The organism is Flavobacterium davisii (genome assembly GCF_019565505.1).
In the GTDB taxonomy this organism is placed as follows: Bacteria; Bacteroidota; Bacteroidia; order Flavobacteriales; family Flavobacteriaceae; genus Flavobacterium; species Flavobacterium davisii.
Genome location: NZ_CP067378.1, coordinates 2648396 through 2665667, shown reverse-complemented (window position 1 = coordinate 2665667; position 17272 = coordinate 2648396). Strand labels below are relative to the sequence as shown.

The following is a 17272-nucleotide window of genomic DNA, read 5'->3' as shown; positions in this document are numbered from 1 at the left end:
TTGTTAAAATACATTTTAAAATTTAAATTTGTGAAGTGATGTAATGTATTTTTGTTACGATGAGTAAACTAGACGTAATAACTGATTCTCTTGAAGTTAAGATTCAGGAACTTTTCCAAAAAATGGAAAACCTAAAACTTGACAACCAAGAACTAAGACTGAAACTTAGATATTCGGAATCAATTATTATAAAACAAGGAGAAGACTTAAAAAAAATAAAGTCGGAACTTGACTCTGTCAAAATTACAAACTCACTTTTAGGTAGTGACGAATTCAAAAGAGATACGAAACTCAAAATAAATTCATTAATCAAAGATATAGATTATTGTATAGCACAACTTTCTGATTAGAAAGCATAATGAGTGAAAAACTAAAAATAGATATTTCGATAGCAGAAAGGGTTTACCCTCTAACAGTAGATCCTAGCCAAAAAGAAAGCTTACTAAAAGCTTCCCAAAGGGTTGACTATATGCTAAAACAGTTTGAACAAAATTATGCTGTAAAGGATAAGCAAGATTTACTCGCCATGTGTGCTCTACAATTTGCCACTCAAGTAGAACAAAAAAATGAGGAAATAACAACCTCAAATCTACAAGTGACAGAAAAGTTAAAAAAGTTAAATGATTTATTAGACAAACATCTCTAAACAGAATAAAAAGTACGTTCTTAAAAAATTAATAAATTTAGAAACACTACCTACATTAGTACCCATTTGATAAACTCAACACTAACGTTTAAAAAGGGCAAATCATCAATACTATAGCAGGCCTTTCAGTAGGAAGCTTGAACATTGAGTTAACCCAAAACTTGTACATACCGAGTTTATACAACTTTTCTAATGTAGGTTTTTTTATACATAACACTTAACACAGACTATGGACATTTTAATAGTAATTATTATTGGAATTCTTGGAGTTGCAACAGGTTTTGGTATTGCAAAATACTTAGAAAAAACCAATGTATCTACCTTGATTAAAAACGCAAAGAAAGAAGCTTCTTCTATCTTAAAAGACGCTAATACAGAGGCTGAAAACATCAAAAAAGATAAGATATTACAAGCCAAAGAAAAATTCATTGAATTAAAAGCTGAACACGAACAGGTTATTTTAACTCGTGACCGAAAAGTTGCCGAAGTAGAAAAGAGAACGCGCGACAAAGAATCACAAGTTTCTAATGAACTTGCTAAAGCAAGAAAATTAAACGATGAGGTTGAACACAAAATAAAAGAATACGATTCAAAAGTAGAAAACTTAGAAAAGAAAACTACTGAAATCGAAAAAATGCACAGAGCACAAGTAGAACAACTAGAAACTATTTCTGGTCTTTCTGCTGAAGAAGCCAAAAATCAATTAATGGAAAGCCTAAAAGCAGAAGCTAAAACAAATGCTATGGCTCACATTCAAGAAACCATAGAAGAAGCTAAAATGACGGCTCAACAGGAAGCCAAAAAAATAATCATCAATACCATTCAACGTGTAGGAACAGAGGAAGCTGTTGAAAACTGCGTATCCGTATTTAACATAGAATCAGATGATGTAAAAGGTAGAATAATTGGTCGTGAAGGCCGTAACATACGTGCTATAGAAGCGGCTACTGGAGTTGAAATCATTGTTGATGACACCCCAGAAGCAATCATCTTGTCTTGCTTTGACCCTGTAAGGAGAGAAATTGCCCGTTTATCCCTACATAAATTAGTAACAGATGGACGTATACATCCAGCTAGAATTGAAGAAGTCGTAGCAAAAACTACAAAACAAATAGAAGAAGAAATTATTGAGGTAGGAAAACGTACTGTAATTGAATTAGGCGTTCATGGATTACATCCTGAATTAATTAAGATAGTAGGACGCATGAAATATCGTTCTTCATACGGTCAAAACTTACTACAGCACTCCAGAGAAGTAGCAAAGCTTTGTGGTATTATGGCCGCTGAACTAGGACTAAATGTAAAACTAGCCAAAAGAGCAGGACTTTTACACGATATAGGTAAAGTTCCTGAAACAGAAAGCGATCTACCACACGCTTTATTAGGTATGCAATGGGCTGAAAAATACGGCGAAAAAGAAGATGTATGCAACGCCATTGGTGCACACCACGATGAAATAGAAATGAAATCTTTAATTGCTCCAATTATTCAGGTTTGCGACGCTATTTCTGGTGCTAGACACGGAGCCAGACGTCAAGTTCTAGATTCTTATATTCAAAGACTTAAAGACCTAGAAGACATAGCTTATGGCTTTGGTGGAGTAAAAAGTGCGTATGCTATTCAAGCAGGAAGAGAATTAAGAGTAATCGTTGAAAGCGAAAAAGTAAATGATGAAATGGCAGCGAAGTTATCTTTTGATATTTCACATAAAATTCAAACCGAAATGACTTATCCTCGGTCAAGTAAAAATTACTGTAATTCGCGAAACTAGAGCCGTTAATATAGCCAAATAAAAAAACAAAAGAGCGTCTAATTTTTAGATACATATATCAGAGGATTAATAAAGATCCTTTATTTTTAACCCCTGTTTTTTAGAGTAAAAGCCTTAAAAACAGGGGTTCATATTTCTAATACATTTTTATCAGTTCTTCAAAAAATAAAATTCAAAAAAGAGATGACAACTTTACTTTGAATATTTAAACCCAGATGCCGTATTAGAATTCGTTGTGAAACAAAATTTTTCAATAAATTCAAGTATTCACGGAGAATTTTAGAAGATGAAATAATCAACTATTTCGATGAATGAAATTGGAGTACGTGTTTGAATTGAAAGAAAAATAAACTGGAATAGATTTCTAATGCGGAATTTGGGTTAAAAACCATCTTATCCTTTTTTACCAAATTATTAAAAGCATTAGATATTTAGTATAATTACTTTATTTTTTTTCAATCTCCTCATCTAGGAGAAAAATTTTCCGTACTTTTTTATTCTTTTTCTTTTCATCACAAGAACCTATAGATTTAAAAAAGAATAAATCTTACAAAATAATATTCTCTCATGACTAAAAAGAGAATATTATTTTACACCTCTTTAACTTTTTCAAGGAAAAATATCACTTCTTAAAGTAAACTTTAAAAACAGAACCTATACCTAATTTACTATCAACACTAATCTTTCCTCCCATAGCCTCTACTTGATTTTTAGCGATATACAAACCAATCCCTGTCGACTCTCGGTTTTTATGAAAGGTTTTATAAGGTCCAAATACTGCTTCTTGATATTTCTTTAAATCAATCCCTATTCCATTATCCTCAACACACAAAACATCATATTCTACATTATGAAGCAATTCTTTTTCTAAATAAAACGAAATGAATTTATCTTTTTATTAGAATCTGCGTATTTAACAGCATTCGTAGTCAAGTTAAGAATCACACTTTCTAAATAAGCTGGAATAAAAGAAACTTCCATTCCTTTATCTACCTCCAAGGTTATCGTAATCTCTTTAGCACAAATCATTTCTTTTAATACAGATAATGATTTTTCTATATAGCATCGTAAATTATTACTTTGTTTTTCATTAATAACTTCTGCTTGTACTCCCACCAAATCTACTAAATTATCTATAGTTCCTTTCAATTCATTGTATACAATTTGCAAACTTTTAATAACTTCTTCGGTAGAAACATAACCATTTTTATAAAAAGACAACAGCATATAAAAATTTTCTGTGTGACTTTTCAAATTATGTGAAACAATATGAGCAAAATTCATCAATTTCCCTTTTTGATTATTTACTAAATCAAAAGTTTCTCTAAGTTTTTGTTCTTTTTCCTTTTGAATCGTAACATCTGTATGAGTCCCGATAATCCTCAATGGTTTCCCTAAAGCATCTCGTTCAATAACTTTTCCTCTATCTAAAATCCATTTATATACTCCATTACACAAAACACGATGATAGGTTTCATAATAAGGTATTCTTTCTTCCAAATGTTCTTGTATATTATAAAAATAAATTTCTCTATCATCTGGATGCACTAATTTATCCCATTCTTCAGGATTTGAAATCAATCCTAAATTTCCTTTACTTATTTCTAAAATTTTAAGAGATTGTGCCGAATAAAACACTTCGTTGGTAACCAAATTCCAATCCCAAACACCTATTTCAGAGGCTTGATTAGCAAATTGATTTCTTAAAGCCTCTATTCTTTTCTCCTCTTCTATCTTTTTTTGTTTCGTAATGTCTGAAATAATTCCAAAGAAAGAAACCTTATCACTTTCGCTTTCCGCTGTAGCTAACATCTTATACCACCTTAGTTCTTTGGATAGTACAACTCTAAAATCTAAATCTAAACTAGCTAAATCTTTTCTACTTTTATCTATAGCATTTAAAATTCTAGACTTATCCAACGGAAATACCACCTTCTTAAAAACACCCAAAGGATTACTTCTAAACATTTCAATATCAGATTCAAAAAAATCATAATGAGATCCTTGTAGATAATCAACAATTAAAAAACCATCTAAATCTACAGAAAACTGAAAGAAAAGTAACGACTGATTAGAAATTATTTTATTTAAAAAAAAATGTTCTGATGACCCTAATTGCATTTTTATTTTTTTAAAAAACAATATTAAACAAAAATATTTATAATTATAATTTAACATATACAAAACTGATAGATACGGTTTTATATAAATCTCCATTAGATAAAATTATTTTTTTTGCCTAATATAGCTTTAATTAACAAACAATTAACATAAAAATCACACTAATGCAGGATTATAAAATACTTTCACATACCATCCTAACATTTTATTCGCAAAATGTATCTAAAATAAAATTACCGTTTATCATCCTCTATTTCTTTCAAAACAATCACCTAAGATCTTTTATCTTCTGATTGCGCCACCCCTCCTATTATTAAAATGACAAGGAAATTTAAACTAAAACTTTTGCATTTTATCATCTTCAGTTCTTTTTCATCCTAATCACGAGATCAACTCTATTATAAAGATAAAAAGTAGGAAGAAAACAAAATTTATACGAATTATTTTTAGATACAATATTATTTTACCAGAATAAAACCACTATAACTTCTTTACACAAGCAAAGAAATAAAAGAATACTGAAAGTTTAAATTATACAACTTCACATTTACTTCAAAAAACCCACCCTCTTTTTACATTATGAAAACTAATAGATATGGATAGATTTTTAATACTCTTATTAAAAACTGTTATATTTTCAAAAAAGCTCTTAATTAAATTTTGTGTGGTGAATACTCTTCAGGAGATTTATTATTTTAAATATAAATAAAGTTTTTTTATTAGTGCTAACTCAAAATATTCGATAATACAATTAGGTAGTAAAAGTTAAAATAAGATTATCAAATGAATATTCTATTGAAAAAAAATTAGATAACAAAAAAAGATTCCTTAAATTTCTCCACAGGTTTTGGACTTGGCATCTTTTGATCTCTAAAATAATCACATATTTAAAAACAATAAAAAAGCCTGAAACAACATATTGCGTTTCAGGCCTTGTAGCGAAGACGGGAGTTGAACCCGTGACCTCAGGGTTATGAATCCTGCGCTCTAACCAACTGAGCTACCTCGCCTTTTATTCTGTTGGTAACATCCTTCCCGAATGCGAGTGCAAATTTACAACTAAATTCAAGTTACGCAAACTTTTTTTCTACTTTTTTTATTTTTTTTTCATAAAAAAACACAATCATCTAATAAACAACTAATTAAAAAACAAAAAAAAATAAACTTTTAATGCGCATTAACACAAAACAAATCATCATTTAATATCTCTACACAAAAAGACAAATAAAAAACATTTTACTTGTTTTAATAATTCATATTATCTATATTTCGAAAAAAAATCATTATGAACAGCAAAATACGATACGAATTAGAGTTCCCTATACATTCATCCCCTCAATTACTATATCAATATATATCAACACCATCTGGATTACAAGAATGGTTTGCTAATAATGTCAATTCAAGAGGTGATTTTTTTACATTTAAATGGGACGACTCTGAAGAAAAAGCACGTATTTTTTCTAAAAAGACAGGCGAAAAAATTAAGTTTAAATGGGTTGACGAGGAAAACAAAGACACGGAATACTACTTTGAACTTAGAATATTAGAAGATGATATTACGAAAGATGTTTCTCTAATGATAGTCGATTTTGCTGAAGAGAATGATCTATCAGAAGCCAAAATGCTTTGGGAAAATCAAATTTCTGATCTAAAACATGTTTTAGGCTCTATTTAAAAAAGAATATAACTTATCTTTGTCCCGATTTATCGGGATTTTTTATGGATATTTTTTCTACTTTACAAGACAACAGAGCTTTCTTATATGGGGATGCCGTTTTTGAAACTATAAAAGTACTAGACAATAAAGTACTTTTTTTAGAGGATCATTATTTTAGACTAATGGCTTCTATGCGTGTTTTAAGAATGGAAATTCCTGCAACCTTTACCCTAGAATACTTTGACGATATAATTTTAAAAGCAGCAAGAGCATTAGAAATAGAAAAATCTGCTCGTGTTCGTTTTAATGTTTTTAGAAAGAATGGTGGTTTTTACCTACCTCAAACGAATGAGGTAGTTTATTTTGCAATTGCAACACCTTTAGAAGAAACGGCATACCAACTATCTAAAACAATTTATGAAGTGGACATATACAAGGATTTTGTAATTACAAAACAACTTTTATCTACTATTAAAAGCACTAATAGAATAATTAATGTAACAGGAAGTATTTATGCTAAAGAAAATCAACTTAATAATTGCCTACTTCTAAATCAGGAAAAAAATATAGTGGAGGCTTTAAACGGTAATATTTTTATGATTAAAGATAACGTTTTAACCACACCTCCTCTTTCGGAAGGCTGCATAAATGGAATTATGAGAAAACAACTTCTTACAATAGCTCAAAACATAGAAAGCCTAAAAATAGAAGAAAGAGCTATATCCCCTTTTGAATTACAGAAAGCAGATGAGCTATTTATAAGCAATGTTATTAAAGGCATACAACCCATAACAAAGTATCGCAAAAAAGACTACACAACTAACATATCTGAATTATTAATAACAAAACTAAATATCAAAATAAGACTCCATTAATTATACATAGGATTTTCGGGAGCATTTGACCAAAATAAATACTCCCCTCCTTGTTCTATTATTTTTCCCTCCAAAAATTAGAAGAGCATCTTCCTATTATATTATTATTCAAATGATTTTCCGATATAATCCAAGAATTAGACTCCAATTCACTTTGTAATTGTTCTGCATCCCATCCTGAATACCCTAAGAAAAAACGTATATTATTTCTACTTATTTTCCCACCATTTATAAGCTCTTTTGTCTGTTGAAAATTACCTCCCCAATAAATCCCAGATGCTATTTCTACACTACCTGAAATTAAATGAGGAATATTATGTATAAAATACAAATTATCTTGCTCTACAGGGCCTCCATTATATATTTTAAATGAAGCTGAAATTTCAGGAATTAAATCCTTAATTGTATAATTCAAGGGCTTATTTAAAATAAAACCAACAGATCCCTCTTCATTATGATCTGCCAACAAAACCACAGATCTGTTAAAAGATAGGTCACCTATAACAGAGGGTTCGGCTATTAACAAATGCCCCTTTTGTGGTTTAATCACTATCATACCTATTCTTTTTCATCTAAATTTAACAAAAAAAATAATTGCAAACAAAATATAATCAAAAAAAAATAAAAAAAGCCACGATTTAACGCGGCTTTTTATGTAATATTTAAAAACTATTATTTATTAACAGCTCCTTCTAATTCTGCACCTGCTTTGAATTTTATTACGTTTTTAGCTTCTATCTTAATAGTATTTCCTGTTTGAGGATTTCTTCCTTCTCTAGCCGCTCTTGTAGATACTGACCATGATCCGAAACCTACTAAAGCAACTTTACCACCTTTACTCAAAGTTCCTTCAACATTACTTAAAAATGATTCTAATGCAGCTTTTGCAGCAGCTTTAGTAATACCTGCATCAGCAGCCATAGCATCGATTAAATCTGATTTGTTCATAATAATTAGTTATTAATTGATAGGTTAATATTAATTCTAAGCCCCACAAATTTAGTAGGATTTACTTAGCGCACAACATTTTTAACTCTTTTTTATTCTTTTTGCTATAAAAACTACTTTTTAAGTAAATCAAAAATATTTTTTGAAAGAAAATACTGATTTTAATGTAATTTATTCTACTCTTATATCTTCTGAAAAATGCACTCCATTTAATAATTCTTGAGCACTCATTCTTTTCTTTCCCGGAAATTGCAAAGATTTTATATTTAAAAAACCTTCTGCTAGAGCGATACGAATTTCTTTTTTAGTATATATTACTTTTCCTATAGTTAATTCATGTACTTTCCGTTCTTTTTCAACTTCATACAATTTAACGTTCCATTGTTCTTCTTTATCTATAAAAGTACAATAAGCAGCAGGATATGGAGCTAAACCTCTTATTTGATTATAAACAGCATCTAAGCCTTTATCCAAATCAACTTTACAATTATCTCGATCTAATTTATAAGCCGTTTTGATTTCAGGCGAATCCTCTTGCAAAACAGTAATTACGTTATTGGCCGCTATTTTCTCTAAGGTTTCTACGACTGCCTCACAACCTAATCCCATTAAACGATCATGCAATTGTCCTGCGTTTTCATCTGGTAAAATAGCTGTTTCTTTACTTAAAATCATAGCGCCTGTATCAATCTTATCATCAATAAAGAAAGTTGTAACGCCTGTTTTAATTTCTCCATTAATAATAGCCCAGTTAATAGGTGCTGCACCGCGATATTCTGGCAACAAAGAAGCATGAAGATTAAAAGTCCCTAATTCTGGCATCTTCCAAACAACGACAGGCAACATACGAAATGCTACTACAACTTGTAAATTTGCATTTAAGGATTTTAGTTCTTGCAAAAAAGCATTATCTTTAAGATTGGTTGGTTGCAATAAATGCAATCCTTTTTCTAAAGCGTATTCTTTAACAGCCGAATACTTCATTTTCTGTCCTCTCCCAGCTGGTTTATCTGGAGCTGTAATAACTCCAACTACTTCATAATTATTTTCTTTTACAATGGCATCCAAAATTCCAACAGCAAATTCTGGGGTTCCCATAAAAACGATTCGTAATGATTTCATCATTTAATAATAAATTGATTTTTATGATCTAATTGGATCATATTATATTCTAACATTTCCTTTAATATTTCTAAAAGGATCTTTTCTTCTATATCTACTTTTTCTAGTATTTCGCGAGAGTTCAGTCCTTGATTTTGTAATATTTCAAGCAATTGCTCTATTAGAGCTTTTTTATTGAAGTTTGTTTTGTTTTGTTTTAAACAATAAGAACAATTTTTACAATCTGAAATACCTACTTCTCCAAAATAAGTAAGCAATAATCTATTTTTACATTGTTTTTCATCATTAACATAAGCTATAACAGCAGCTAATTGACTTTTTTTTGTAAGATTTTGTTTTTCTAAGTATTTTGCTATTCTATTAATTGTACGTTCATCTTCTCTTACTTCTAAAAAAGTTATTTTAGATTCATTTTGAATAATTAATAACTGAACTATATTTTTTTCTTTTAATTTATTTAGTAGAGCTAATACTTCTTCTTCTTTACAAAATGCTTGTTTTGCTACAAAAGCAGTGTTTATATTGGTTTGAATTTCAAAAATACCAGGATAATTTCTTAAAATAGTGGTAATAACAGCTTCTTCCTCTGGATGAAGACTTACATATCGTATGACTTCTTTTGATTCTATTATAAATTGAAGTTGTACTTTTTCAGTTTGTTCATTAGAGAGGGAAATAATTCCTTGTCTATCTAAAAATTGCAGTGCATTAAAGGTTTTTAAAATAGGGAAATTATAGTGTGTGCAAAATTTATTTAAACTGAATGTAAATTCTTCATTAATTCCTTCACCGTAAGGAATTTGAAAATAATTACATATTTTTTTGTAGATTTCTTTCAAAAAAATAACATCTGGCAAGACATTAAGAAATTGCTCTTCGGCATGAATTACATCATTAGAAGAAGCAATCATGATAGCAAAAGCTTTCTGTCCTCCTCTACCTGCTCTACCTGCTTCTTGATAATAACTTTCTAAATTTTCGGGAAGATTAACATGTATAACAGTCTTAACATTGGGTTTATCAATTCCCATTCCAAAAGCATTTGTTGCAATCATAACTGAGCAACTTTCACTCATCCATAATTCCATATTTTTAGTTTTATCTTTAGGAGATAATCCTCCATGATAATAGGTTGTACTAAACCCAAGAGCATTCAATTGGGTTGCATAATCTGAACACAATTTTCTATTTCTAACATATATGATTGATGGTTCTGGATTTTTCGTTAAAATTTGCTTAATTTTATAAAGCTTATCTTCTGATTTTATAACATGATAACTTAGATTATCTCGCAAAAACGATTTTTTAAAAATTTGAGGATTAGTCAATCCTAAGTTTTGTAATATATCTTCTTGAACCTCTGGAGTTGCTGAAGCTGTAAGCGTAACAAATGGTACTTTTGGAAAGTCTTTTTTTAGTTTATTAATTTTTAAATAAGAGGGTCTGAAATCATGCCCCCACTGAGAGACACAATGTGCTTCATCTATTGCTATCAAATTAATTGATAGGCTTTTAATTCGATCTAACACCCAATCTTGTTCTAATCTTTCTGGAGATAGATACAGAAAACGATAATTACCAAATTGACAATTATCTAACAATTGTATGAGTTCCTCTGCATGAGTTCCTCCTGTTAAAGCAATGGCTTTAATACCTCTTTTTGAAGTTGATTTACTTGATCTTTCATCAAGGCGACTAATGGCGATACAACTAAACATATCCCTTCACTGGTCATTGCTGGAACCTGAAAACAAAGTGATTTACCTCCTCCTGTTGGAAGAAGCGCAAAGGTATCATGTCCCGCTAGAACTGATTCGATAATTTTATCTTGAACAGATCTAAAACTATCATATCCCCAATATTTTTGAAGAATTTGTAATGCTTTTTGCAAAAGTTAATTATTTAAATCAGGCTAAAGTTAAGAACTTTAACAAACTTATCCAATTACTTTAAGATGGTTAAAAATAAAATCAACTCGATATTCTACTGTACCTGTAGGAACTTCGATTAATTGATAACCGTACTTTTGGTAAGTAAGTTTCAAATGTTCATAAATGACTTTTGCTTGTTCGAAATTTTCATAACGTGCTTCGTCACTTATATATATATCTTCCCAAGGAGGTAAAACAAAAACGGTATCATAACGCGTTTCATGGCATTGTGTATCAAAATGTTCGGGATAGTCATCTCCTATAAAATCCATATAAGCTAATACATCAGGTACGCCTCGATCAATAAACACCAAATGATCTTCTTCATTTTGGGCATTTTCAAACTGTTTAATACGTCCATCTAATAACATTTGACTAAACAACAAGGGCTCTGTTAAAAATAACTGATCAATTCCTTGTTTTTTAGCTTCTAACGTTACCTCGCGCGAAATCTCGGGATAACAAACATATCCTTTTTCAACTAAACTATTGATAATAGTGGTTTTACCTGTACCAGGTCCACCTGTAATTACAATGACTCCTCTTTTCAAAACATCAATTTCAAGAGCGCAAACTTAATCAAACTATTTGTTTTTTAAAAATGAAAATAGTTCTTATGTTCTGTAAACATGATTTTATTTTCTTTAGATCTTGATTAATTTTTTATTTCTATTCAAAATTTACTTATGAAACACATTTTCCCTTAAAGGAATAAATAAAAGATAAAGTAAAAGATTGACTTTCAAAAAAACCATTAAAAAGCTTATATTTGCCTATATTTATAATGTAGAAGATGGATAAAAAAACCACTGAATTTTATATTCGATTAAAAGAGGAATTAAATGCTGTAAATAAAGTTTGGCCTTCAAAATATTTATATAAATTTATAGTTCCTACTGACACACACAAAATAAGTGCAGTAGAAAAGGCTTTTGATTGCATGGGAGCTATAATAGACACTCGTCAGTCAAAAAATGGAACTTTTACTAGCATATCAGTTGATGTAGTAATGCCTAATGCAGAAGAAATCATAAAAAAATACCAAGAAGTATCAACTATCGAAGGGATAATTTCATTATAAGATGAGTACAAAATTTAATGCAGATCAAGTTTTAGAGGCTATTCATTTTTTAGAGTATAACTCTGAAAGAAAATCGCTTGCTATACCCGAGTACGGACGCCATCTACACAACTTAATTAATCAAGCCATTACGGTTGAAAATAGAGAAGAGCGCAATAAACTGGCAAAATACATTATTGGAGTTATGGGTGGAATGAACCCGCATTTACGGGATGTTCCTGATTTTCAGCACAAACTTTGGGATCAATTATTTATTATGTCTGATTTCCAACTAGATGTTGATTCTCCCTATCCTATCCCAACTCGCGAGGTTATCAATATGAAGGCTGCTCCATTACCATATCCTCAAAATTTTCCAAAATATCGTTTTTACGGTAACAATATTACCTACATGATAGATAAAGCGAATGAATGGGAAGATGGAGATCTTAAAAATGCCTTAATTCGTGTGATTGCAAATCACATGAAAAAAAGTTATTTAAGTTGGAATAAAGATACGGTTACTGATGCTGTTATATTTGAACATTTGTATGAATTATCGGGAAGAAAAATAAATCTTTCTTCTGCTACTGAGGAGCTTTCTAACACTCACGATTTAATGCGTACCAACAAAAGAACATCTAACAAGATGCAGAGTAGTAGTGGCAGCAGTAACAACAACAGCAAACATAAAAATCAAAAAAACATTCTACCAAAAAGACCTTTTAAAAAAAATAACTAAGAGCCTAGAGCTCCATAACCTATAATTCAAAACATGGGAACTTTTAAAATTGAAGGAGGAAAACCTCTTAAAGGAAATGTTCAACCACAAGGTGCTAAAAATGAAGCATTACAAGTTTTATGCCCTGTACTTTTAACTTCTGAAAAAGTACGCATAACGAATATACCTGACATCATTGATGTCAACAAACTAATTTCTTTATTAGGTAACTTAGGTGTTAAAATCCAAAAGAATGGCCCCGGAGATTATACTTTTCAAGCAGACGAAGTCAACATAAATTATTTAAAAACAGAAACTTTCAAAAAAGAAGGAGGTAGTCTTCGTGGCTCTATTATGATTATTGGTCCTTTATTAGCTCGTTTTGGTTGTGGTTATATTCCAAAACCAGGAGGAGACAAAATTGGACGCCGCCGTTTAGATACACATTTTGAAGGTTTTATAAATTTGGGTGCAAAATTCCGATACGAAAGAGCCGATCATTTTTATGGAGTAGAAATAGATGGACGACTAAAAGGAACTTATATGCTTTTAGACGAGGCATCTGTTACGGGCACAGCTAACATTGTAATGGCTGCTGTACTAGCAGAAGGAACTACAACAATATACAATGCAGCATGTGAACCTTATTTACAACAGTTATGCAAAATGCTGAACGCAATGGGTGCTAAAATTAGCGGTATTGGCTCAAACTTATTAACTATTGAAGGAGTAGAATCATTAGGAGGTTGTGAACATCGCATTTTACCAGACATGATTGAAATAGGCTCTTGGATAGGACTAGCCGCTATGACAAGAAGTGAAATTACCATAAAAAATGTAAGTTGGGAAAATCTTGGTGTAATTCCTAATGTATTTAGAAAATTAGGTATTTCCATCGAGAAAAAAGGAGACGATATTTACATTCCTGCTCATACTGAAGGATACGAAATTAAAACAGATATTGATGGTTCTATCCTAACAATAGCAGACGCACCATGGCCAGGTTTTACTCCTGACCTTCTAAGTATCATATTAGTTGTAGCCACCCAAGCAAAAGGAGATGTTTTGATTCATCAAAAAATGTTTGAAAGTCGTTTATTCTTTGTTGATAAACTTATTGATATGGGAGCTAAAATAATGCTGTGTGATCCTCATAGAGCTGTTGTTATGGGACATAATTTTCAATCGCAATTAAAAGCAACAACCATGAGTTCTCCTGATATTAGAGCTGGAATTTCTTTATTAATTGCTGCTTTAACAGCTAAAGGCACCAGTACCATTCAAAATATAGAGCAAATTGATCGAGGTTATGAACGTATCGATGAACGCTTAAGAGCTTTAGGCGCAAATATTATTAGAGCATAATTAATATTTAACAAAAAGGCTGTCCAAAAAAACGACATTTCACACCTTTTGTCTATCAAACAGTAAAATTGATTACATGATTTTTTGTTAATGTATATTTTTTACTTTTTTTATTTTCCTAGGAAAACTTTTTAAATAAATGAAAAGGAGTTAAGTGAACCCATTATATCTTTTAGGACAGCCTTATAAAACTAAAATCACAAACTAAACATCTCTTTTTTTGGAAACTTATATTATTATTATACTTTGTATTTCTTCTTTTCTTGCAGGACTTATTGATGCTATTGCAGGAGGAGGAGGACTCATACAGACTCCTATAGCACTTATACTACTTCCTAACCTCCCTATTTCTAACATAATAGGATCTCTAAAAGTACCTGCAATCACAGGAACTTCTATTGCGGCAGTGCATTATCTTAAAAATGTTAGCATGCACTGGAAGTCATTATTAATTATGGCTTTTTTTTCTTGCATTAGTGCATTTTTAGGTTCTTATCTACTTACACTCGTCAGTAATCATTTTATGAAACCATTGCTTTTTTTTATTTTATTTATCTTAGCAATTTACACTTTTATCAAAAAAGACTTTGGTACTCATCAACCTAAAAACATTTCTAAAAATCATTTTCTATACTTTGGTTGTATCATTAGTAGTATTATTGGGTTTTATGATGGCTTTATAGGTCCCGGTACAGGTAGTTTTTTGATTGTTTCTTTTATTGTCATTTTAGGGCTTGATTTTTTACACGCATCTGCACATGCCAAGTTAGTTAATATAGCTTCTAACATTGGCTCATTAAGCTTATTTATTTTAAAAGGCAAAATCATTTGGCTTATAGCAATTCCTATGGCTATTTGCAATGGTTTAGGAGGATGGCTAGGTGCTAAACTAGCTATCAACAAAGGAAATCAATTTATTAGAATTTTCTTTTTAACGGTAGTTATAGGTACTTTAATTCGACTTAGTTATGATATTTTTATAAAGTAATTTATTGTATAAATCCATTGGAAAATTTGAATTTTATTTTTTTCTAAAATTCAAATTATATCATGCCTTTTTTGGAATTCATTTAAGATTCAAACTATCCTCTTATTTAGTAAAACTTTGTAAAGCCAATTGATAACTTTGTAATCCAAAACCTAAAATTACCCCTTTTGCGTTAGGCGAAATATAGGATTGATGACGAAATTCCTCTCTTGAAAAAGTATTCGAAATATGTACTTCTATTACCGGAGTAGTAATTGCCTTTATACAATCACCTATACCTATCGAAGTATGGGTATAAGCTCCTGCATTTAAAATTATTCCATCATAAGTAAAACCAACTTGTTGCATTTTATCTATCAACTCTCCTTCTATATTACTCTGAAAATAAGATAATTCAATAAAAGGAAAAAGCTCTTTTAATTCTATAAAAAAATCTTCGAAAGTTGCACTTCCGTATATTTCTGGCTCTCTACGTCCTAACAAATTAAGATTAGGCCCGTTTATAATACATATTTTCATTTCTTTGATTTTTTGTAAAAATAAAAAAACCATCCTAATATAGAATGGCTTAACTCTTTTTTTATATTCTATCAAAATAATACACCTAAAGAAAGTTGTCCTACACTATTTTTAATATCTGCATTTTTTCCTATTTCTGTTAAACCTAAGACGTATCTTCCTTGAATAAATAAATGATCTGTAAGCTTAACACTTACCCCTGCATTTGCACTAAAATCAAGTGTTTTTACCTCTGTTTGCCAATTTACCTTCTTAGATGCAAGCCAAGAAAACTGGGGACCTAATTCCAGACTCAATGTTTTCCCTAAATCTATTTTAGCCATAAGAGGTAATGAAATATAGCCTAGCTCTGACTTTATTTCTTGCAGTGCATAGTCATAGGAAGCCCCTTGTGTAGAATACAATAATTCTGGCTGTAAGTTAAAACCTCCTAAAACTTTAATTTGAGCAATTAAACCTGCGTGGTAACTGGTTATTGCTTTTGTTTGCAACGTACTGCTTTTAAAATTAGCATAATTTGCACCTGCTTTAACACCTAATCTCATTAATTGCGCCTTTCCTGTAAAGGTCATAAAGAACAAAAGCAATACTAAAAATGATTCCTTTTTCATATATCTATATAATTTAAAATTAAAACTTTCTTTTGTTTAGTTAGGATCTACAAAATATTTAAACAAATCTTATCTAAAAAACAAATTCATATATTAAAACGAAGATTTTGCATTTTTAGTGTAAATTCTGACATTTATAATTTGCATAATGTATCTTTTTTTATCTAAATTCGCAAAAAAAATTAAATTAACTAAAATGAAAAATTTTTTATTGACTGCTGCTGCAGTTTTTACTTTCGGTTTTGCTAATGCGCAAGAATCTTTCAAACCTGTTAAAGGTACTTTAACAACAGAAGTAGGTGTTACAGGAGGTATTTTAAATACTAGATTTGACGCTATTAATGGAGCTGCTAAATTCAGATATTTCATAAAAGATGATTTAGCTGTTAGAGCTGGTTTAGGTTTAGGTAGCAACAAAAAAGAGGAAAACACTATTATAAACCAAAATTCCCCTTTAGAATACACAACAACTAAAGTGGCTAGAACTACAAACAGAGTTATCACATTAGGAGCTGAAAAGCATTTTGCTGGAACAGATCGTTTATCAACTTATGTAGGAGCTGATATCGTTTTTGGTTTTACTGGAGCAGAGGTTAAAACAACACAATCAAACAACAACAATTCTACAACAGTAGTTGGTTCCGTTAACGATCTTGGAATAAGTGGCGTTGGTTCTTCTACTTTTGGTGTTAGAGCTACAGTAGGTGCTGATTATTATTTTACTAAAAAATTATATCTTGGAGTAGAGGTTGGATTAGGTTACAATTCTGGAAAACAAGATGCTGTTGAAACTACAATCGTAAATGGAATCGATACTACAGTAACGAAGTCTGGTGAAGGAAAAGTTTCAAACACATACACTAATGCAATTGGTGGTTTAAAATTAGGTTTCCAATTCTAATTTTTAAAAAAATAAGAAAAATAAAACCTCGGA

The 17272-nt window shown here is 30.4% G+C and carries 17 protein-coding genes, 1 tRNA gene and 3 pseudogenes; 10 read left to right on the top strand and 11 right to left on the bottom strand.

Annotated features, from left to right (window positions below):
* The first annotated feature begins 59 nt into the window (after window positions 1-59).
* The 3 genes and pseudogenes from JJC05_RS12675 to rny all read left to right on the top strand — a co-directional run bounded on the left by JJC05_RS12675 (window position 60) and on the right by rny (window position 2439).
* Window positions 60-350, top strand: coding sequence for a hypothetical protein (locus tag JJC05_RS12675; RefSeq protein WP_088391988.1), 291 nt, complete (start codon window positions 60-62; stop codon window positions 348-350).
* Window positions 351-358: 8 nt separating this feature from the next.
* Window positions 359-646 (top strand): cell division protein ZapA, encoded by a 288-nt coding sequence (locus JJC05_RS12670; RefSeq protein WP_088391986.1) that lies wholly within the window; start codon window positions 359-361, stop codon window positions 644-646.
* A gap of 229 nt (window positions 647-875) precedes the next feature.
* Window positions 876-2439: pseudogene (rny, locus tag JJC05_RS12665) on the top strand (ribonuclease Y).
* Window positions 2440-3039: 600 nt separating this feature from the next.
* On the opposite strand, the gene JJC05_RS12660 reads toward rny, so the two are convergent.
* The 3 genes from JJC05_RS12660 to JJC05_RS12650 all read right to left on the bottom strand — a co-directional run bounded on the left by JJC05_RS12660 (window position 3040) and on the right by JJC05_RS12650 (window position 5548).
* Entirely contained in the window at window positions 3040-3276 is a 237-nt protein-coding gene (locus JJC05_RS12660; RefSeq protein ID WP_235877528.1) for an ATP-binding protein, read from the bottom strand.
* Between the two features lie 8 nt (window positions 3277-3284).
* Window positions 3285-4538 (bottom strand): PAS domain-containing protein, encoded by a 1254-nt coding sequence (locus JJC05_RS12655; RefSeq protein ID WP_235877526.1) that lies wholly within the window; start codon window positions 4536-4538, stop codon window positions 3285-3287.
* A gap of 936 nt (window positions 4539-5474) precedes the next feature.
* Window positions 5475-5548 (bottom strand) — tRNA-Met (locus tag JJC05_RS12650).
* Window positions 5549-5823: 275 nt separating this feature from the next.
* Here JJC05_RS12650 and JJC05_RS12645 point away from each other — a divergent pair.
* Together JJC05_RS12645 and JJC05_RS12640 are read left to right on the top strand one after the other, a co-directional pair.
* The gene (locus tag JJC05_RS12645) at window positions 5824-6216 is read left to right on the top strand and encodes an START-like domain-containing protein (RefSeq protein ID WP_088393463.1); all 393 of its coding nucleotides are present in this window, start codon (window positions 5824-5826) and stop codon (window positions 6214-6216) included.
* A 44-nt stretch (window positions 6217-6260) separates the two neighbouring features.
* The gene (locus JJC05_RS12640) at window positions 6261-7073 is read left to right on the top strand and encodes an aminotransferase class IV (RefSeq protein WP_105195831.1); all 813 of its coding nucleotides are present in this window, start codon (window positions 6261-6263) and stop codon (window positions 7071-7073) included.
* Here JJC05_RS12640 and JJC05_RS12635 read toward each other — a convergent pair.
* The 6 genes and pseudogenes from JJC05_RS12635 to JJC05_RS12615 all read right to left on the bottom strand — a co-directional run bounded on the left by JJC05_RS12635 (window position 7070) and on the right by JJC05_RS12615 (window position 11625).
* Window positions 7070-7629, bottom strand: a pseudogene (locus JJC05_RS12635) (YqgE/AlgH family protein). The gene JJC05_RS12640 and the pseudogene JJC05_RS12635 sit on opposite strands and share 4 nt — an antisense overlap.
* Window positions 7630-7745: 116 nt before the next feature.
* Window positions 7746-8021, bottom strand: a complete 276-nt coding sequence (locus JJC05_RS12630; protein ID WP_088393457.1) for an HU family DNA-binding protein — start codon at window positions 8019-8021, stop codon at window positions 7746-7748.
* 171 nt (window positions 8022-8192) lie between these two features.
* Window positions 8193-9143 carry a methionyl-tRNA formyltransferase gene (fmt, locus tag JJC05_RS12625; protein ID WP_105195919.1) on the bottom strand — a complete coding sequence of 317 codons (951 nt, stop codon included), beginning with the start codon at window positions 9141-9143 and terminating at the stop codon, window positions 8193-8195.
* The gene (locus tag JJC05_RS18435; RefSeq protein WP_309597484.1) at window positions 9143-10054 is read right to left on the bottom strand and encodes a RecQ family zinc-binding domain-containing protein; all 912 of its coding nucleotides are present in this window, start codon (window positions 10052-10054) and stop codon (window positions 9143-9145) included. The genes fmt and JJC05_RS18435 overlap by 1 nt, the downstream gene beginning before the upstream one ends.
* A 24-nt stretch (window positions 10055-10078) precedes the next feature.
* Window positions 10079-11034, bottom strand: a pseudogene (locus JJC05_RS18430) (RecQ family ATP-dependent DNA helicase); the annotation flags it as partial.
* Window positions 11035-11079: 45 nt separating this feature from the next.
* A complete protein-coding gene (locus JJC05_RS12615; RefSeq protein ID WP_088393451.1) occupies window positions 11080-11625 on the bottom strand; it encodes an AAA family ATPase in 546 nt (181 codons plus the stop codon).
* A gap of 242 nt (window positions 11626-11867) precedes the next feature.
* Here JJC05_RS12615 and JJC05_RS12610 point away from each other — a divergent pair, with 242 nt between their 5' ends.
* The 4 genes from JJC05_RS12610 to JJC05_RS12595 all read left to right on the top strand — a co-directional run bounded on the left by JJC05_RS12610 (window position 11868) and on the right by JJC05_RS12595 (window position 15208).
* A complete protein-coding gene (locus JJC05_RS12610; protein WP_088393449.1) occupies window positions 11868-12155 on the top strand; it encodes a DUF493 family protein in 288 nt (95 codons plus the stop codon).
* A gap of 1 nt (window position 12156) precedes the next feature.
* Entirely contained in the window at window positions 12157-12876 is a 720-nt protein-coding gene (locus tag JJC05_RS12605; protein WP_088393447.1) for a DUF4290 domain-containing protein, read from the top strand.
* A 33-nt stretch (window positions 12877-12909) separates the two neighbouring features.
* Window positions 12910-14220, top strand: a complete 1311-nt coding sequence (murA, locus tag JJC05_RS12600; RefSeq protein WP_105195828.1) for a UDP-N-acetylglucosamine 1-carboxyvinyltransferase — start codon at window positions 12910-12912, stop codon at window positions 14218-14220.
* 220 nt (window positions 14221-14440) lie between these two features.
* Window positions 14441-15208 (top strand): sulfite exporter TauE/SafE family protein, encoded by a 768-nt coding sequence (locus tag JJC05_RS12595; RefSeq protein ID WP_088393443.1) that lies wholly within the window; start codon window positions 14441-14443, stop codon window positions 15206-15208.
* Between the two features lie 102 nt (window positions 15209-15310).
* Here the strand turns inward: JJC05_RS12595 and aroQ are convergent, their stop codons facing one another.
* Both aroQ and JJC05_RS12585 read right to left on the bottom strand, forming a co-directional pair.
* Window positions 15311-15727, bottom strand: coding sequence for a type II 3-dehydroquinate dehydratase (aroQ, locus tag JJC05_RS12590; protein ID WP_105195918.1), 417 nt, complete (start codon window positions 15725-15727; stop codon window positions 15311-15313).
* 71 nt (window positions 15728-15798) lie between these two features.
* Window positions 15799-16338 carry a porin family protein gene (locus tag JJC05_RS12585; RefSeq protein WP_088392121.1) on the bottom strand — a complete coding sequence of 180 codons (540 nt, stop codon included), beginning with the start codon at window positions 16336-16338 and terminating at the stop codon, window positions 15799-15801.
* 196 nt (window positions 16339-16534) lie between these two features.
* Here JJC05_RS12585 and JJC05_RS12580 point away from each other — a divergent pair, with 196 nt between their 5' ends.
* Window positions 16535-17239 (top strand): BT1926 family outer membrane beta-barrel protein, encoded by a 705-nt coding sequence (locus JJC05_RS12580; RefSeq protein WP_127823742.1) that lies wholly within the window; start codon window positions 16535-16537, stop codon window positions 17237-17239.
* Window positions 17240-17272 lie beyond the last annotated feature (33 nt).

Bases quoted from the DNA above. Each gene is read 5' to 3' on its own strand.
- JJC05_RS12585 (WP_088392121.1), bottom strand. From the start codon at position 16,338: ATGAAAAAGGAATCATTTTTAGTATTGCTTTTGTTCTTTATGACCTTT.
- murA (WP_105195828.1), top strand. From the start codon at position 12,910: ATGGGAACTTTTAAAATTGAAGGAGGAAAACCTCTTAAAGGAAATGTT.
- JJC05_RS18435 (WP_309597484.1), bottom strand. From the start codon at position 10,054: ATGATTGCTTCTTCTAATGATGTAATTCATGCCGAAGAGCAATTTCTT.
- JJC05_RS12630 (WP_088393457.1), bottom strand. From the start codon at position 8,021: ATGAACAAATCAGATTTAATCGATGCTATGGCTGCTGATGCAGGTATT.
- JJC05_RS12675 (WP_088391988.1), top strand. From the start codon at position 60: ATGAGTAAACTAGACGTAATAACTGATTCTCTTGAAGTTAAGATTCAG.
- aroQ (WP_105195918.1), bottom strand. From the start codon at position 15,727: ATGAAAATATGTATTATAAACGGGCCTAATCTTAATTTGTTAGGACGT.
- JJC05_RS12610 (WP_088393449.1), top strand. From the start codon at position 11,868: ATGGATAAAAAAACCACTGAATTTTATATTCGATTAAAAGAGGAATTA.
- JJC05_RS12670 (WP_088391986.1), top strand. From the start codon at position 359: ATGAGTGAAAAACTAAAAATAGATATTTCGATAGCAGAAAGGGTTTAC.
- JJC05_RS12605 (WP_088393447.1), top strand. From the start codon at position 12,157: ATGAGTACAAAATTTAATGCAGATCAAGTTTTAGAGGCTATTCATTTT.
- JJC05_RS12645 (WP_088393463.1), top strand. From the start codon at position 5,824: ATGAACAGCAAAATACGATACGAATTAGAGTTCCCTATACATTCATCC.
- JJC05_RS12655 (WP_235877526.1), bottom strand. From the start codon at position 4,538: ATGCAATTAGGGTCATCAGAACATTTTTTTTTAAATAAAATAATTTCT.
- fmt (WP_105195919.1), bottom strand. From the start codon at position 9,143: ATGAAATCATTACGAATCGTTTTTATGGGAACCCCAGAATTTGCTGTT.
- JJC05_RS12580 (WP_127823742.1), top strand. From the start codon at position 16,535: ATGAAAAATTTTTTATTGACTGCTGCTGCAGTTTTTACTTTCGGTTTT.
- JJC05_RS12640 (WP_105195831.1), top strand. From the start codon at position 6,261: ATGGATATTTTTTCTACTTTACAAGACAACAGAGCTTTCTTATATGGG.